Here is a 15,945-nt window from a genome sequence, read left to right on the forward strand (position 1 = left end):
ATGAAGTGTTTTAGAAGTGGTTTCAATATGATACAAAAAGACAGGGATAACCTGAGTATCCCTGTCTTTATTTTTATTCATGTAAAATATAGGTCATTAAAATTCTTTGCGGGGTTTTATTGGCGTTAATGATGAGATTGAAATTTGGTAAGGAAGCAATTGCTAGCGGTGTTTTAGCGATAGAATAGTAATAGTGTTTGTGAAATTATACATTGAAGAATCCCATCATCGAAAACAGGAGGCCTCGGCTTCCTGTTTTTGTTTACAACTGTTTCAACTACTCATAATTTACTGTCAAATGGAATATTACTTCAATAAAAAGCTACTGGATACTACTATTAATATGGTGATGTCATCAACAGAAGAAATGCTAAAACAGGTAGGTTTTGGAATCCTTAATGTGATTGATATGCAGGCTACACTTAAAAGTAAACTCGATGTTGATTTTTACCCATACGTAATATTAGAAGCCTGTAATCCTTCATTTGCCTACCAAGCTCTTCAAGTAGAAGATAAAATTGGGACCCTTTTACCTTGCAATGTAATCATTCAAGAAAAAGAACTTGGAATTGTAGAGGTTTCAGCTGTGAACCCATTAGCATCTATGCAGGCGGTTCAAAATAATAAACTCAATGAAATTGCAATAGAGGTAAGTGAGCGTTTAAAATGGGTTATAAATCATTTGAAGGTATGACCACCTTAAGCAGCAATGCTATCGAAATACTTAAGGATAGGTATCTACTTAGAGATCTTAAGGGAACTATTATTGAAACACCTGAAGCACTTTTTCAGAGGGTAGCTAAACATATTGCTTCTGCCGAAGATAAGGATGAAAAATACTGGCTAAGCTGCTATTATGACCTTATGAAGAATCTTAAGTTCTTACCCAACTCTCCCACATTAATGAATGCAGGCTTACCGAAAGGACAGTTAAGTGCCTGTTTTGTTTTGCCGATAGAAGATAGTCTTGAAAGTATTTTTACAACGCTTAAGAATGCTGCCTTAATTCATCAAAGTGGTGGCGGAACTGGTTATAATTTTTCAAAATTAAGACCGGAAGGAGATTTAGTGACCGGTGCTGGAGGAACCTCTTCTGGTCCCGTAGCCTTTATGAAAATTTTTGATGCTGCTACAGAGTATGTCAAACAAGGAGGCAAGAGAAGAGGTGCAAATATGGGTATTTTAAATATTAATCATCCAGATATTGAAGCCTTCATTATTGCCAAAACATCTGGTTTAACCCTATCTAATTTTAATATTTCTGTTGGAATTAGTGATCATTTCATGAATGCGGTTTCAAAAAATAAGTTATGGCCACTTATCAACCCCCATAATGGAAAAGTACAAAAGCAAATACCTGCCATTTCACTTTGGGAAATGATCATAAAGGAAGCGTGGAAAACTGGAGATCCAGGACTTATTTTTCTTGATGCCATAAATAAAAACAACCCTACTCCATATTTAGGAGCTATTTCCAGTACCAACCCCTGTGGAGAAGTACCCCTTTTAGATTACGAAAGTTGTAATTTAGGTTCTCTAAATCTGGTGAAAGTTTTGGAATATAAGAAAGGGAAAGCAACTATTAACTGGAGTCAATTAGAAGATATGGTAAAGATTGCAATTCGTTTTTTAGATAACGTAATTATTAAGAATCATTATTTGCTTCCTGAAATTGATGAAAAAACAAAAATGAACCGAAAAATTGGTCTTGGTGTGATGGGCTGGGCTGAGATGTTAATGTTACTAGAAATACCTTATGCCTCGGAAGAAGCCGTTTTGTTAGCGGGGAAGCTTATGAAATTTATCAAGGAAAAAAGTTATGCTGCTTCAGAGAATCTAGCAAAGGAAAGAGGAGGATTTTATAGAAATAAAAATAGAAGAAATGCAACTTGTAATAGCATCGCCCCTACAGGAACAATTTCTGTAATTGCTAACACTTCATATTCTATAGAGCCCCTTTATGCATTGGCATATAACCGTGTGGGAATTTTAGGAGGAAAAAAGCAACAGGTATTTAATCATATTTTTGTTAATAAAATGAAGAGCCTCAATCTTTGGAATGAGTCTTTAAAAAACGAAATCTTAGCTTCAGGAAGTATTCAGGATAACAGAAAGGTTCCAAAAAATGTTAAGAGATATTTTCAGACTAGTTTGGAAATACCTTGGGAGTATCACTTACAACATCAACTTGCCTTTCAAAATTATACAGACAATGCCGTATCTAAAACAATCAACCTTCCTCAAAACAGCTCTCAAAAAGATATTGCTAGTATTTATCTTACTGCATGGAAATCTGGCTTAAAAGGGATTACTGTATACAGAGACAAAAGCAAAGTGTCACAAGTATTGCAAAAGTGTAACTTAAATGGGAGCGTTTCCTGTTAAATTCACAGTTTCTAGTAATTAATTGTAGCTTTGAAGCGCACAAGATTGTATCTAGAACATGATATTATGATAAACCATATCCTTTAGATCTTTCGGTAACTCTGTACGAATATCTTCTAATTCTCCCAAAGAGATATATTTTCTAAGAACAATAAAAGTAGTATCTATATAGCGACTTGCCTTCTCGTCTGATCCAAAGTCATGTACAGAGGTAACACCATTATATTTTCTAACCAGATCTATAAAATCAACCCGAGTTTTAATTTTGTCACGGTGCGCTTTTGGTGACCAACCATTTACATATACTGCCTTTAAGAACATGGGAAATTGCGCAATAAGTTGAAGTGATTCCTCTACGGAGATTAAATCTCTCAAGGCATGTAAAATAGAAGATAAAATTCTTCCACCCATATCGGTTTCGTTACCAAGATTAAGTTCTTTGGTATATTCTTTTAAGAAGGTATTGCCTTCACGTGCATATTTGTTAAAATTTAGTGCCATGATTATTGATTTTGATTAATGGATATTAACTGCCATTTTCCTTTTTCTGTTTTAATTGCTACCTGCAAAGGACTTACAAAATAACTATGGGAATAAGGTTTTTTATATGTTTTCTTGCTCATAATAATGTGAGGAACATCTCCAAGATCTTTTATCACTTTACCTTTACGATCTATAACTGCCTCATAGAAAGTATAGGCAATAATATCTTTATCAAGGTATTCATTTCTACCTCTATTCTTTTTTTCTGGGATGATGGCCAACGCATATTCATTGTGAAAATTGGTAACGTTTAAAAAAGTAGGAGGAATAACAATTTCTTCCAATTTATTAATAAAGCCATAGTAGGGAATCCCTTCTTTATATTGTGTTATAATGCATAATCCGTTTTTGAAAATGGGTTTTTTTGCATCGTCTCTGCCATTATATTCCTCAGAATTAATATCATTTCTGTAATTAATCATTATTTCATTATGTATATCTACAAATCCCCATTTGTCTGCTTTCTTAATTGCAATGAGGCTGTCTGAAAATTCCCCAATGGTTTCCAATGAAGAATGTTCTTGGGCGATAATGCTTGATGGTAATAAAAACAGTAAGCAAACTAAAATTATATTTTTCATGATTTCAAGGCTTTTTTAAGGAATAAAAAGGTATTAAAATCAGATAGATATGTAAATGACATATGTCATGTTTTAACTAGACTACCCAGATTATATTTGGGTCAATAAATTATAATCTATGACTTCAAAAGATTTGCTTGAAAAGTATAATGTACCTGGTCCAAGATACACAAGTTATCCAACGGTGCCTTATTGGGATATTAATACATTTTCATTACAACAATGGCAAAGATCACTTCAAAAAAGTTTTGTTCAATCTAATAAAGAGGAGGGAATAAGCCTTTACATTCACTTACCTTTTTGTGAACAAATGTGTACTTTTTGTGGATGTAATAAACGTATTACCAAAAGGCATGAAGTTGAAATTCCATATATAAAAGCGGTACTCAAAGAATGGCATTTGTATAGAGATTTATTTGGGAGCAAGCCTAAAATAAAAGAATTACATCTTGGAGGTGGAACGCCCACTTTTTTTAGTCCTAAAAATCTTGATTATTTACTGAAAGGTATTTTACGACATGCTGATCTTGCCGAAAATTATGAATTTAGTTTTGAAGGTCATCCTAATAACACAACTCCAGCGCATTTAGAGGTATTGAGTTGGCTAGGTTTTACCAGAGTTAGTTATGGAGTTCAAGATTATAATCGCACCGTGCAGAAAGCAATTCATAGAATCCAACCATTTGAAAATGTGGCGCGTGTTACCTTACAGGCAAGGGCATTGGGTTTTAACTCAGTAGGACATGATCTTATTTTTGGACTTCCCTTTCAAACGCTTGAAGACGTTAAGAATACGATACAACAAACATTAAAATTAATGCCTGAACGGATTGCTTTTTATAGTTATGCCCATGTACCTTGGATAAAAGGGAATGGGCAAAGAGGTTTTGATGAAACTCATTTACCTGATGCCGCAGAAAAACGCGAGATGTATCAATTAGGCAAAAGTTTACTTAAGGAAAAAGGATATGTAGAAATAGGAATGGATCATTTTGCATTGCCTTCAGATTCGTTATACAAATCTGTAGAAAAAAAAGAATTACATCGTAATTTTATGGGATATACAGCTTCTAAAACACAATTAATGGTAGGTTTAGGCGTTTCTGCAATAAGTGACAGTTGGTATGGTTTTGCACAAAATGTGAAAGGTGTAGGAGAGTATCAGGCATTACTACAAAGTAATATTATTCCAGTATTTAGAGGGCATATCCTTAACGATGAAGACCTAAAGATTAGAACCCATATTTTAAACTTGATGTGTAATTTTGAAACTAATTGGGAACAAAAAAGCCTATTTTTTGATGAATTACCCTTGGTTTTAGAACGACTGGCTGAAATGGAGAAAGATGGTTTACTCAAAGTTTTTGAAAATCGTATAGAGGTAACCGCCAAAGGAATTCCATTTATTAGAAATGTATGTATGGCTTTTGATGTCTTATTGCGACGAAAAAATCCCAAGTCTCAATTATTTTCTATGACGGTGTAGCTAATTAATTAACCCTATATTTTACCTAATGTAAATCAATTATTATGAAAAAAATTCTAGTTCCCGTAGACTTCTCAGAACATTCTGAATATGCTTTGGAAGTAGCTGCTACCATCGCAAAAAAATACAACGCAGAAATTACAGTACTTCATATGCTTGGATTATCTGAAGCTGTGCTTTCCCGAGAAGAGGCGTCTGGTTTGTCTGAAGCAGTATATTATATGAAGTTGGCAAAGCAGCGATTTGATTCTTTTTTAGATAAAGCGTATTTAAAAGGAATAAAGATTAAAGAATTGGTTCAAAATTATAAAGTTTTTAGCGAGATCAATGAGGCTGCCATGGAGCAGGAAATAGATCTTATTGTAATGGGATCTCACGGAACTGGTGGAGGGATTAATGAAATATTTATTGGATCTAATGCCGAAAAAGTGGTTAGAACTTCAAAGATTCCTGTTTTAGTAATTAAACAACATATTTCTAATCTAAAATTGGATAATGTTGTATTTGCTTGTGATTTTAAACCAGATAGTATTAAACCTTATGTAAATGCCTCTACATTATTCAAAAAGTTTGGATCTAAATTACATCTTTTATATATAAACCTTCCTAATGAAAGTTTTAAAAGTACCAATGAAATTGAACATCGTATTACTGAATTTTTAACTAGAGCAGATGGTAACACAAATGCATTGAAAGATGTGGTCATTAGAAATGATTATACCGCAGAAAGTGGTATTTTCAAATACGGAGAAAAAATAGGTGCAGATCTAATTGCGATACCAACGCACGGAAGAAGAGGTTTGGCACATTTCTTTTATGGAAGTCTTGGAGAAGATCTCGTAAATCATGCTTCCATACCTGTTATGACTTTCAGAACTTCCTAATCAAAATAAGTATTAGACTAAAAACTAAAAAAAGAGATCGTAGAGATCTCTTTTTTTAGTTCCTTAGTAAGGGTTTTTATCAACTAACAGTCATTGTACAATTTGTACAAGCACCACCCTCGCAGTATTTCACACCCCAAGAAGAATCTGGAGAACAACCACTTTGACCACTGTCGCAATTGCAGGAATGACCCCCGCCATCATAATCAAGCACTAAAAATTTATTAGATTTAAATATTTCAGGTTTTAACAGGCTAGTGTTTACCGAATAAATAAACTTGTAGCCATACATTTTCATTTTAACCAACATAATATCATTTATATCAGATCTTTGTACATTCTTACGATCTACATACTCTAGTGCTTCCAAGGACTTATTTCCATATAAAGTTGTAGCGTAAGACTTGAATTCATTTCTCAGACTTAGAATCAAGTTTTTAGGCATGTATGGTAAACTTTCAAATTCGTCTTCTGTTGCAGGTGCTAAGACATCTTCCTCGTTAATTATGAATATATTTTCAATGTCAATTTCTTTGCCATTCCTATCAGAGAAGCTACCTGTGCAATTTCCTGTACAACTTCCATGACTACATCCATAATTACCTTTTACATAGAAAACATTACAACCATTTGAACCAGAACAGGTACATGTATAAGATCCGCCACCAGAAGTTAATTCTAACAAACGTCCTGAAGTATTTGCAATGTAATAACCTTTGGGTAAATTTATTTTTATGGTTGAGTTGTTTATTTTTTCTATTTGAGAGCCATCAGGTAAAATAATGCCACTTACACTGGCATTTTTGGTAATGGTTGGAAAATTATCTAATTCTAATTCTGATTCTGTATTCTGAATATTATCTTTACTATTATCTTGATTCGTACAGGCAAATAATATGAATAGCATAATGGTAGTAAAACTAATTTTTTTCATTTTTTGCTGTTTTAAGTTGTTTTTAATAACAGGATATTTTTAATATATACTGGAAGGCTACAACTAAACCACTTATTTCTTCTAAGAAAATTATTCCTTTTTAACCATTTCTATTTAAAAAGTAACAAAATTTTTTAAGCCATGAAATAAGCAGTAAAAAACTATGAATTAACTAATAAACTTATCATAAATGTTATATTTTCTTTCAAATCTATATAAATATCTTATTAAACCCAAAATAATTTAAACAGTAGTTATTTAATCAGCTGAATGTTTATAAACTTTAATAAACTTCATGAAATTACGCTATGGTTTTCCTTAGTAGCCGTAAAATATATGGTCTACTTGATATATAAGTGCCTTGTTCTTAAAGATGTTGTAGCCTTCTCTAAAATAGGACAACTTAAAATTAGAATTTTCTAAATTTAGATTTTAACTATGAAATGAATAAAAGTCACTTGTTTTGTGGTTTTTGATTAAATCCAAAACTATATAGAACTAAAAATTAGGTTAAAAAACCGATAGTATATTTCTTTAGACGATATTAAGTGCAATCTCAATCATTTCTTTAAAAGTGGTTTCTCTTTCTTTACTTGTAGTTTTTTCACCAGTAACCAAAGAGTCTGAAATGGTTAATATGGAGAGCGCTTGAGCCTTATATTTGGCGGCTACTGTGTACAGACCTGCTGTTTCCATTTCTACACATAGTATGCCGTAAGCTGCCCATAACTTGTAGTCTTCAAGATTGTCTGGATAAAATTCATCTGCCGTAAGTATATTTCCCGCTTTAATAGGAATATGATTTTCCTTTGCAAAATTAGCCGCTTTCATAAGCAACCCAAAATCTGCGGCAGGGGCAAAATTTGCTTGATTAAACCGTAAGTTATTAAAATTAGAAGTAGTAGATGCTGCTATTGCAATTACAATGTCACGCAACTTTACATCTAGCTGATAAGAACCAGCCGAGCCCACTCGAATAATATTTTTAACATTGTAATCTTGGAAAAGTTCGTGGTAGTAGATCATAGCAGAAGCAACTCCCATACCACTTCCCTGGACTGAAATGCGTTTACCTTTATACATTCCGGTAAATCCTAACATGCCTCTTACTTTATTGTAGCAGTTAACATTGGTTAAGTAAGACTCTGCAATCCATTTGGCGCGCAAAGGGTCACCCGGCATTAAAACGGTTTCTGCAATTTCTCCCTTTTTCGCTTCTATGTGTAAACTCATGGCGATTAGATCTTATAAAAGCCATTAAAAATGGCAATAAGTATAGCGTATGGTTTTAAAACAAATTAAATAATCCGGTTAAAACGTTCAAAAGCTTTTTTATGTAACCTTTCTCTATGATCTGGATGTGCTATAGAAATTAATGCGCGGGCACGTTGCTCCAATCCTTTTCCAAATAAATCTACCACCCCATATTCTGTTGCCACATAATGTACATGGGCTCTGGTAGTAGTCACTCCAGCACCTTCTTTTAAAAAAGGAGTGATTTTAGACAATCCCTTGCTGGTTGTAGATGGAAGTGCAATGATGGCTTTGCCGCCTTCAGATAAAGACGCCCCTCTTATAAAGTCCATCTGTCCACCCACCCCAGAATATTGATAATTTCCAATGGTATCTGCACAAATCTGGCCGGTAAGATCAATTTCAATGGCGCTATTAATAGCAGTTACTTTAGGATTTTGTCTTATAATAGCCGTATCATTTGTATACGCAGCTTCCTTAAAATGTACAATAGGATTGTCATCTATAAAATCATATAATTGCTGTGTGCCAGCAGCAAAACAAGTTACAATTTTTCCTGTTTTAATTTGCTTTTCTTCTCCGGTAATTACACCACTATGTACCAAAGGCAATAAGCCATCCGCAAACATTTCGGTGTGTACGCCCAGGCGTTTGTGATTGGTTAAATTTGTTAGAATAGCATTAGGTATATTTCCAATTCCCATTTGTAGCGTAGCACCGTCTTCAATAAGTTCAGCTACATTGGCTCCTATTTTCTTTTCTAACTCACTTAGGCTATTCATTGGTGCGGTGTGAATTGGGATATCTACTTCTACCGCCTTGTCTATTTGACCTATATGGATAATGCCATCACCATGAGTACGGGGAACCTGAGGATTAATTAGTGCAATTACTTTTTTTGCTGTTTGTACGGCAGGTAATGTAATGTCTACTGAAACACCTAACGAGCAATACCCGTGTTTATCTGGTGGTGATACTTGTACAAATGCTACATCAATTGGAAGAATATTTCTTCGGAACAGTAAATGAATTTCACTTAAAAAAATGGGAATATAATCCCCGCCATTTTCATTTACTGCCTTCCGAACATTGCTTCCCACAAAGCAGCTAATTAGTCTGAAAGATTCACGATAAGGTTCCGTCATATAGCGCGCTGGTCCTACTGTATGAATTTGTACAATTTCAACCTCTTTTAACTCTTTATGACGGTCACATAAGGCATCAATTAATAGGTTAGGTGTCATGGCTGCCCCCTGAAAAAAAACTCGGTCTCCCGATTTAACAATAGAAACCGCTTTCTCAGCAGAGGTAATCTCCGGTTCTTTAAACATGAGTAGTTTTTGAATTTATAATTTTAATGATTTCGTGTTTGGGTAAAACTCCAGATTGCCTCCATAGTTGCTCTTTATTTTGAAAAAGCATCATGGTAGGAACGCCTCTCACCTGAAATCGAGCTGCAAGCTTTTGGTTTTTGTCAATATCAATCTTAACCACTTTAATATGGTCACCTAATTCGTGTTTTACTTCTTTAAGTATGGGCGCCAATGTTTTACATGGACCACACCAGTCTGCATAGAAGTCTACAAGAACTGGTACTTCAGAATCTATAATTTTTTGAAAACTACTTTTCATAGTATATCTATTTATTACTCAATTAATGACATTCAATGGTAGCTTCTACTAACTCAACTACCGGTTCTGGTGAAAGGTAAGGAATACCTAATCCCATTCCTCTAAGAATAAATAAAACACCTAAAACCACTACAAATATAGGAATCACTTTGGTGAGTTGTTTTCTTGTGGTGGTATTTATTCTATGAGCAGCAAATACTGCCAAGGTCATCATAGGGATAGTGCCCATCCCAAATAAAAGCATATATAACCCACCTTGCCATACATCACCAGAAGCAATAGCTCCCATAACAGCCATATAAACAAGACCGCATGGCAAAAAACCATTGAGCAAGCCAAGACTTAAAAAGGTATCAGTCCTTGATTTGGCCAGTTCTCTTCCTAAAGCGGATTTCATTTTACTAATGATACCGTACAAAGGACCACTAAGATTAAATTTCTTCGTAGAAAAAACAGGTAAAAGTATCAAAACTATCATCATCAATCCTATTGCTATAGACAGCTTTTGTTGCATGCCAAACAGGTAAATTCCTCTTCCAAGCAGTCCAAAAAGCAAACCAATTAAAGCATAAGAAATAAGTCTGCCCAGGTGGTAGGTACCTACTCTTATAAGTTTGTCTTTGTTTGAGGCCTTATGAACAGGGAGCATAAAAGCAATAGGACCGCACATACCAATGCAGTGAAAACTTCCTAGTAATCCTAAAAGTAAAGCCGTTATGAGCATTTCAATAGGTTATTTCTTTTTTATATAAATAAGATTTTCCTTGATATTTCCAAAGTACTTTTATATTCCATCGGCCATCCAACAAGCGTTTGTCAGGTATGAGCAAATGCGTACTGGAAGTACCTATTGAATAGGTGAAATCCAGCCGCTCGTTAGATGGCCTGTAAAGGAATATATTTCCAGAAATTTTTTCTGGGTTTAAGGCTTCGGGGAAAAACACCTTAAGTCCGTTCTTGGTTTTTGTAACAGTGAGTTGCATTTTATCATCTGCGCTTTTCTGTTCCATGTTAATCTCGTCTTGGAATGCGAGTTCTTGTTTGTAATAGTCTTTTGTGACTAATTCATGTTTATATTGCTTATCTGTAGCCATGTTAATTACAAAGTACATGATGAAGCTTATAAATAAAATAAAGCATATTACGATTCCTGTTCCCCAGTTAAATTTCATTTTCTTTAGTTTTTGTTATTGCTTATTCTTTCCAGTTGAGCAATTTGCTGTTATTTTTTAATACTATTTTAGCGGTAACTTCTAGGTCCTAAGAAAGCTGTAGAAGTAGTTTCTATAAGTTCTTCTCCACTGTAAACTCCAATTTTAATTCTATCTTTATCACCTTTTAATGCTCCTTGATTAATGATGATAAAAAGAGTGCCTTCTGCTAATTGTTGAGCGGATACTTCAAAATTTTGGTGCGTTACATTTTCTATTTTTCCGTTGTGAGAAAGGAGTTTAAACTGTACATCTTTAATATCAAAGGTAGTTTTATTCAGTATTTTATAAGTATAGACATTACTGATTAGGTTTTCACCTTTTCGTTCATATAATTGTCCTGGTAACCTTAATATATTTGCTTCTACATCATTTCTCAAGAATAACATCCCAATAAAAACACTAATAAGTATACCAAGAACGGCTGTATATCCTTTAAGACGTGGTGAAAAACTAAATTTAGCCTTTTTTTCAATATTATCAATACTGGCATATCTTATAAGTCCTTTTGGTAGATTTACACTTTCCATCATGTGGTCACAGGCATCTATACAGGCTGTACAGTTTACGCATTCTAATTGAGTACCATTGCGAATATCAATTCCGGTAGGGCATACATGCACACATTGAAAACAGTCTATACAATCACCTTTTCCTGTTTCTATACGGTTTTCATTTTTTTTAAATTTGGCTCTTCCTTCCTCTTTTTCACCTCTTTTATAATCATAAGCTACTACTACAGATTTATTATCAAGCAGTACACCCTGCAAACGACCATACGGACAAGCAATAATACATACTTGTTCTCTGAACCAAGCAAAAACAAAGTAAAAGACACCTGTGAAAATGAGTAATGAAATTAAGGTACTCATATTCGCAGTAGGTCCTTCAGTGATATATTGTATCAGCCTGTCGCTACCAATTAAATACGCAAGAAATACATTGGCTATCAAAAAAGAGATCACAAAAAAAACGAACCATTTAAGACTGCGTTTTCTGATTTTTTCTCCATCCCATTTTTGTTTGTCCAACCGTATCTGTTTCCCTCTATCTCCTTCAATCCAATATTCAATACGCCTAAAAACCATTTCCATAAAAATAGTTTGCGGACACATCCATCCACAAAAAATTCTTCCAAAAGCTACCGTAAAGAAAACGACGAATACTACTCCAATAATCATCATGATTACAAACAGATGAAAATCTTGTGGCCAAAAAGGGGCTCCAAAAATATTAAAACGCCTTTCCAGTACATTAAACATTAAAAACTGATTTCCACTAATCTTTATGAAGGGAGCTGTAAACAAAAATATTAGTAAACCATAGCTCACAAGCTTTCGATACTCGTAATACTTTCCGACAGGTTTTTTGGGATACAGCCAAGCACGTTTACCTTCTTCAGTAATAGTACCTATAGAATCTCTAAATTTTTGATCTAGTGGGGGTGTACTCATTGTTTTATATTAATTCATGGTAACCGATAAAGAATCTGTTGATTTTTCTATGAGATCATTTGTGCCGGGAACTACTTCGGGCGTATCAGGGTCTATCCAAATATCACCTTCAGCTGCTTTTGGTTCTGCAGGAGTGGTTCCTTGAAGAGAAAGTACATAACTTGCCACCTGAGCCATTTCAGCTGGTTTAAGGCTTTGTTTCCAAGCAATCATACCTTTACCGTCGCGTCCACCTTCAGAAATTGTTTTGAATACATTCTTAATTCCTCCGCCTAAAATCCAGTTTTTATCGGTGAGGTTTGGACCAATCCCACCACCGCCATCTGCTTTATGACATACTACGCAATTTAGTTCAAATACTAATTTCCCAGCTTTTAAGTCATCTACTTCAGTAAGCAAAACAACCGTATTTATATCTACCAGATCTTTAGCAGTTTTTTTGTATTCTTCTATGGCTAATTGAGCTTCTGCTACTTCTTGTTCGTATTCCATCGCTTGATCTACTCCATTAAAGACATGAAAACGAGCTAGGTAAACTACCGCAAATAAAATGGTAGCATAAAAGCCCCATACCCACCATGGCGGAAGGTCATTATCTAGCTCTTTAATGCCATCATAGTTATGATCCAGAATAATTTCTTGTTCTTCTTCAATAGGTTTGCTACCCAGCATTTTCTTATAAAAACGCTTAAGACCTTTAAATTGTGCTTCTTTTTCATGAGCCAGACTTACATTGTATTTTTGTTGTGCTTCTGGTTTCATACTTCGGTATAAAATTGAATTAAGAGATTCTATACTTATTTCAATGGCAATCATAAATAGTAATACAATACCAAGTATCACCCAGATTACTGGGTATTTTTGAATAGCCATTTGATCTCCGGAATCTACCATAAACTCCATCAAGAAAAAGGCGATGATTAAAAAGAAAGTAATTCTTAGATAGGATGCTATTGTTCTCATAAAATGGAGTTGTTTGGTTCGTCTTTCTCTAGGGGTAGCTGGCTTACTTCATTCAGATACGATTTTTTGGCAGTAAATACCCACCAATAAAGTCCGGCAAAGAATAAAAAGAAGATAATCAGCGAAATGATAGGATAGATTTCTATCCCGTCTATAGTTGTCATATGATGTTTAATAAACTTCAACATATTTATTTGTTTTCAACAGTTAAATTAGAATTATTTTTGATCTTAATATCGGTGCCCAACCTTTGCAAATAAGCAATAAGTGCTACTACTTCGCGATCTTTCATATCTGTAAACGGGATTCCGTTTTCTACAGCATATTTCTTGTCAGCTTCATACGCACTCACAAAATCGGGATCACTGTATAGACTCTTTTCAATACGTTCTCCCTGCTGTGTCATTGATAACTGTGCTTTTTTAATGTCTTCTGGTGTGTAGGGAACTCCAAGACTCACCATAACTTCCATCTTTGTTTCGGTCTCAGATTTGTCTAAAGGACTTTCAATAAGCCATTTATAGGAAGGCATGATAGAACCGTACGAGGTAGTTTGCGGATCGTAGAAATGATTTAGATGCCAGTTATCTGAATATTTACCGCCAATACGCATTAAGTCTGGTCCTGTTCGTTTACTACCCCATAAAAATGGATGATCGTATACATATTCTCCAGCTTTAGAATACTCGCCATAGCGTTCTACTTCACTTCGGAATGGTCTAATCATTTGGGAATGACAGGAAACACAGCCTTCTCTGATGTAGATATCACGTCCTTCCAGTTCCAGAGGAGTATAAGGAGTAACACTCGTTATGGTTGGGATATTAGATTTTACTAATAGGGTAGGGATAATTTGTACAGCTCCACCAATCAAAATAGCTACAGTAGCAAAAATAGTTAGTTTTACAGGTCTTCTTTCTAGCCAAGTGTGATACCCTTCTCCGGCAACTCTTTTACTGGTTACTCTTTGTAAAGGAGCTGCCTCAGCCAATTCGTCAGCTACTTTACTACCAGTTCTTATAGTCATAACCATATTATAAAGCATCACCAATGCACCAACTATGTATAGGGTACCACCAATGGCACGCATCCAGTACATGGGAATGATTTGTGTAACCGTTTCTAGAAAGTTACCATACACTAAGGTACCATCAGGATTAAATTGTTTCCACATAGAAGCTTGTGTAAACCCAGCTACATACATGGGCAAAGCATACATAATGATTCCCAGAGTCCCTACCCAGAAATGTACATTGGCAAGACCTAGAGACCAAAGTCTGGTTTTAAAAAGTTTTGGAACTAACCAATAGATCATACCAAATGCAAAGAAACCATTCCATGCCAAAGCGCCTACATGTACGTGAGCAATTACCCAATCACTAAAATGAGCAATGGCATTTACATTTTTTAAAGAAAGCATTGGACCTTCAAACGTGGCCATACCATAGCCTGTAATAGCAACTACCATAAATTTTAACACAGGATCTGTTCTCACCTTATCCCAGGCACCTCTTAATGTTAAGAGACCATTAATCATACCTCCCCATGAAGGTGCAATAAGCATTACAGAAAATGCTACTCCAAGATTTTGAGCCCAATCTGGTAAAGAGGAATAGAGTAGGTGGTGGGGGCCTGCCCAGATATAAATAAATATCAGTGACCAAAAGTGAACAATAGAGAGTCTGTATGAGTATACAGGTCTGTTAGCAGCCTTTGGAACAAAATAGTACATTAGCCCCAAAAAAGGGGTAGTTAAAAAGAAAGCTACCGCATTATGGCCGTACCACCATTGCACCAATGCGTCCTGAACACCTGCATAAGCAGAGTAACTCTTTAGCATGTTTACGGGTAGTTCAAAACTATTAAAGATATGAAGTACTGCAACAGTTACAAAAGTGGCTAGATAAAACCAAACTGCCACATAAAGATGCCGTTGTCTTCTTTTGAGAATAGTTCCTATCATATTCCAACCAAAAACTACCCAGATAAGTGCTATAGCAATATCTATTGGCCATTCTAACTCGGCATATTCTTTGGAAGTTGTATATCCTAATGGCAAGGTAAGTGCTGCTGCTACAATAATGAGTTGCCAACCCCAAAAGTTGATATTGCTTAAGGCATCATTGAACATTCTTGCTTTCAAAAGGCGTTGTAATGAGTAATAGACCCCTGCAAAAATCGCATTTCCCACAAAGGCAAAGATAACTGCATTGGTATGCAGTGGTCTTAATCTTCCAAAGCTAAGCCATGAGATACCATCGGTTACATTGGGAAATAGAAACATGAATGCTAGCAACAGGCCAACACTCATGCCTACAATACCCCAAATAAGGGTTGCATAGATGAATTTTTTAACGATTTTATTATCGTAATAAAACTGTTGTACTTCCATAATTTATTCTTGTTTATCTGAAGTTGTTGTTTGTTTTTTTTCCAAGGGTTCTTTGACGAGTTCGTCTTCAAAAAGCATTCTTACAGAAGGTGTATAAGTATCATCATATTGGCCGTTCTTTACAGAAAGAACAAAAGCAATAAAAAAGCCTATAGCAACCAGAATGCTTACAGAAAGTAAAATGTAAATAACGCTCATACCTATTTGAAAGTTGATGTAAAAGTAT

17 protein-coding genes are annotated in these 15,945 nt (G+C 34.9%); 4 read left to right on the forward strand and 13 right to left on the reverse strand.

The window, feature by feature from the left end:
* Window positions 1-298: 298 nt before the first annotated feature.
* Together WBG07_RS14715 and WBG07_RS14720 are read left to right on the forward strand one after the other, a co-directional pair.
* Window positions 299-694, forward strand: coding sequence for a DUF302 domain-containing protein (locus WBG07_RS14715; RefSeq protein ID WP_340202285.1), 396 nt, complete (start codon window positions 299-301; stop codon window positions 692-694).
* A complete protein-coding gene (locus WBG07_RS14720; RefSeq protein WP_340202286.1) occupies window positions 691-2,385 on the forward strand; it encodes an adenosylcobalamin-dependent ribonucleoside-diphosphate reductase in 1,695 nt (564 codons plus the stop codon). The genes WBG07_RS14715 and WBG07_RS14720 overlap by 4 nt, the downstream gene beginning before the upstream one ends.
* Window positions 2,386-2,436: 51 nt before the next feature.
* On the opposite strand, the gene WBG07_RS14725 is transcribed toward WBG07_RS14720, so the two are convergent.
* Together WBG07_RS14725 and WBG07_RS14730 are read right to left on the reverse strand one after the other, a co-directional pair.
* Window positions 2,437-2,886, reverse strand: a complete 450-nt coding sequence (locus tag WBG07_RS14725) for a DUF2267 domain-containing protein (protein ID WP_340202287.1) — start codon at window positions 2,884-2,886, stop codon at window positions 2,437-2,439.
* A 2-nt stretch (window positions 2,887-2,888) separates the two neighbouring features.
* Entirely contained in the window at window positions 2,889-3,509 is a 621-nt protein-coding gene (locus WBG07_RS14730; RefSeq protein ID WP_340202288.1) for a WG repeat-containing protein, read from the reverse strand.
* Between the two features lie 118 nt (window positions 3,510-3,627).
* Between WBG07_RS14730 and hemN the strand changes: the two genes are divergently transcribed.
* On the forward strand, window positions 3,628-4,995 hold the full coding sequence (gene hemN / locus WBG07_RS14735) for an oxygen-independent coproporphyrinogen III oxidase (RefSeq protein WP_340202289.1): 1,368 nt from the start codon (window positions 3,628-3,630) through the stop codon (window positions 4,993-4,995).
* A 44-nt stretch (window positions 4,996-5,039) separates the two neighbouring features.
* A complete protein-coding gene (locus WBG07_RS14740; RefSeq protein WP_340202290.1) occupies window positions 5,040-5,879 on the forward strand; it encodes a universal stress protein in 840 nt (279 codons plus the stop codon).
* Between the two features lie 79 nt (window positions 5,880-5,958).
* Here the strand turns inward: WBG07_RS14740 and WBG07_RS14745 are convergent, their stop codons facing one another.
* The 11 genes from WBG07_RS14745 to ccoS all read right to left on the reverse strand — a co-directional run bounded on the left by WBG07_RS14745 (window position 5,959) and on the right by ccoS (window position 15,917).
* Window positions 5,959-6,813 (reverse strand): hypothetical protein, encoded by an 855-nt coding sequence (locus tag WBG07_RS14745; protein ID WP_340202291.1) that lies wholly within the window; start codon window positions 6,811-6,813, stop codon window positions 5,959-5,961.
* A 534-nt stretch (window positions 6,814-7,347) separates the two neighbouring features.
* Window positions 7,348-8,046: a purine-nucleoside phosphorylase gene (gene deoD / locus WBG07_RS14750; RefSeq protein WP_340202292.1), complete on the reverse strand. Its 699-nt coding sequence runs from the start codon at window positions 8,044-8,046 to the stop codon at window positions 7,348-7,350.
* Between the two features lie 65 nt (window positions 8,047-8,111).
* Entirely contained in the window at window positions 8,112-9,398 is a 1,287-nt protein-coding gene (locus WBG07_RS14755) for an acetyl-CoA hydrolase/transferase family protein (RefSeq protein ID WP_340202293.1), read from the reverse strand.
* Window positions 9,391-9,699 carry a thioredoxin gene (gene trxA, locus WBG07_RS14760; protein ID WP_340202294.1) on the reverse strand — a complete coding sequence of 103 codons (309 nt, stop codon included), beginning with the start codon at window positions 9,697-9,699 and terminating at the stop codon, window positions 9,391-9,393. Before trxA ends, WBG07_RS14755 begins: the two co-directional genes overlap by 8 nt.
* Before the next feature lie 22 nt (window positions 9,700-9,721).
* Window positions 9,722-10,423 (reverse strand): sulfite exporter TauE/SafE family protein, encoded by a 702-nt coding sequence (locus WBG07_RS14765; RefSeq protein ID WP_340202295.1) that lies wholly within the window; start codon window positions 10,421-10,423, stop codon window positions 9,722-9,724.
* Window position 10,424: 1 nt separating this feature from the next.
* The gene (locus WBG07_RS14770; protein ID WP_340202296.1) at window positions 10,425-10,871 is read right to left on the reverse strand and encodes a FixH family protein; all 447 of its coding nucleotides are present in this window, start codon (window positions 10,869-10,871) and stop codon (window positions 10,425-10,427) included.
* Between the two features lie 68 nt (window positions 10,872-10,939).
* Window positions 10,940-12,364, reverse strand: a complete 1,425-nt coding sequence (ccoG, locus tag WBG07_RS14775) for a cytochrome c oxidase accessory protein CcoG (protein ID WP_340202297.1) — start codon at window positions 12,362-12,364, stop codon at window positions 10,940-10,942.
* 9 nt (window positions 12,365-12,373) lie between these two features.
* Window positions 12,374-13,327, reverse strand: coding sequence for a cbb3-type cytochrome c oxidase N-terminal domain-containing protein (locus WBG07_RS14780; RefSeq protein WP_340202298.1), 954 nt, complete (start codon window positions 13,325-13,327; stop codon window positions 12,374-12,376).
* Complete coding sequence (locus WBG07_RS14785; RefSeq protein ID WP_340202299.1) at window positions 13,324-13,515, reverse strand: CcoQ/FixQ family Cbb3-type cytochrome c oxidase assembly chaperone; 192 nt, start codon at window positions 13,513-13,515, stop codon at window positions 13,324-13,326. The genes WBG07_RS14780 and WBG07_RS14785 overlap by 4 nt, the downstream gene beginning before the upstream one ends.
* 2 nt (window positions 13,516-13,517) lie before the next feature.
* Window positions 13,518-15,719, reverse strand: a complete 2,202-nt coding sequence (gene ccoN / locus WBG07_RS14790) for a cytochrome-c oxidase, cbb3-type subunit I (protein ID WP_340202300.1) — start codon at window positions 15,717-15,719, stop codon at window positions 13,518-13,520.
* A 3-nt stretch (window positions 15,720-15,722) separates the two neighbouring features.
* Window positions 15,723-15,917 (reverse strand): cbb3-type cytochrome oxidase assembly protein CcoS, encoded by a 195-nt coding sequence (ccoS, locus tag WBG07_RS14795; protein WP_340202301.1) that lies wholly within the window; start codon window positions 15,915-15,917, stop codon window positions 15,723-15,725.
* Between the last annotated feature and the right edge of the window lie 28 nt (window positions 15,918-15,945).

The sequence above is a fragment of the Ascidiimonas meishanensis genome (genome assembly GCF_037782385.1).
Taxonomy (GTDB): Bacteria; Bacteroidota; Bacteroidia; order Flavobacteriales; family Flavobacteriaceae; genus Ascidiimonas; species Ascidiimonas meishanensis.

Excerpts from the sequence above, each read along its gene's own strand:
- WBG07_RS14715 (WP_340202285.1), top strand. The coding sequence starts at position 299 with ATGGAATATTACTTCAATAAAAAGCTACTGGATACTACTATTAATATG.
- WBG07_RS14720 (WP_340202286.1), top strand. The coding sequence starts at position 691 with ATGACCACCTTAAGCAGCAATGCTATCGAAATACTTAAGGATAGGTAT.
- WBG07_RS14725 (WP_340202287.1), bottom strand. The coding sequence starts at position 2,886 with ATGGCACTAAATTTTAACAAATATGCACGTGAAGGCAATACCTTCTTA.
- WBG07_RS14730 (WP_340202288.1), bottom strand. The coding sequence starts at position 3,509 with ATGAAAAATATAATTTTAGTTTGCTTACTGTTTTTATTACCATCAAGC.
- hemN (WP_340202289.1), top strand. The coding sequence starts at position 3,628 with ATGACTTCAAAAGATTTGCTTGAAAAGTATAATGTACCTGGTCCAAGA.
- WBG07_RS14740 (WP_340202290.1), top strand. The coding sequence starts at position 5,040 with ATGAAAAAAATTCTAGTTCCCGTAGACTTCTCAGAACATTCTGAATAT.
- WBG07_RS14745 (WP_340202291.1), bottom strand. The coding sequence starts at position 6,813 with ATGAAAAAAATTAGTTTTACTACCATTATGCTATTCATATTATTTGCC.
- deoD (WP_340202292.1), bottom strand. The coding sequence starts at position 8,046 with ATGAGTTTACACATAGAAGCGAAAAAGGGAGAAATTGCAGAAACCGTT.
- WBG07_RS14755 (WP_340202293.1), bottom strand. The coding sequence starts at position 9,398 with ATGTTTAAAGAACCGGAGATTACCTCTGCTGAGAAAGCGGTTTCTATT.
- trxA (WP_340202294.1), bottom strand. The coding sequence starts at position 9,699 with ATGAAAAGTAGTTTTCAAAAAATTATAGATTCTGAAGTACCAGTTCTT.
- WBG07_RS14765 (WP_340202295.1), bottom strand. The coding sequence starts at position 10,423 with ATGCTCATAACGGCTTTACTTTTAGGATTACTAGGAAGTTTTCACTGC.
- WBG07_RS14770 (WP_340202296.1), bottom strand. The coding sequence starts at position 10,871 with ATGAAATTTAACTGGGGAACAGGAATCGTAATATGCTTTATTTTATTT.
- ccoG (WP_340202297.1), bottom strand. The coding sequence starts at position 12,364 with ATGAGTACACCCCCACTAGATCAAAAATTTAGAGATTCTATAGGTACT.
- WBG07_RS14780 (WP_340202298.1), bottom strand. The coding sequence starts at position 13,327 with ATGAGAACAATAGCATCCTATCTAAGAATTACTTTCTTTTTAATCATC.
- WBG07_RS14785 (WP_340202299.1), bottom strand. The coding sequence starts at position 13,515 with ATGTTGAAGTTTATTAAACATCATATGACAACTATAGACGGGATAGAA.
- ccoN (WP_340202300.1), bottom strand. The coding sequence starts at position 15,719 with ATGGAAGTACAACAGTTTTATTACGATAATAAAATCGTTAAAAAATTC.
- ccoS (WP_340202301.1), bottom strand. The coding sequence starts at position 15,917 with ATGAGCGTTATTTACATTTTACTTTCTGTAAGCATTCTGGTTGCTATA.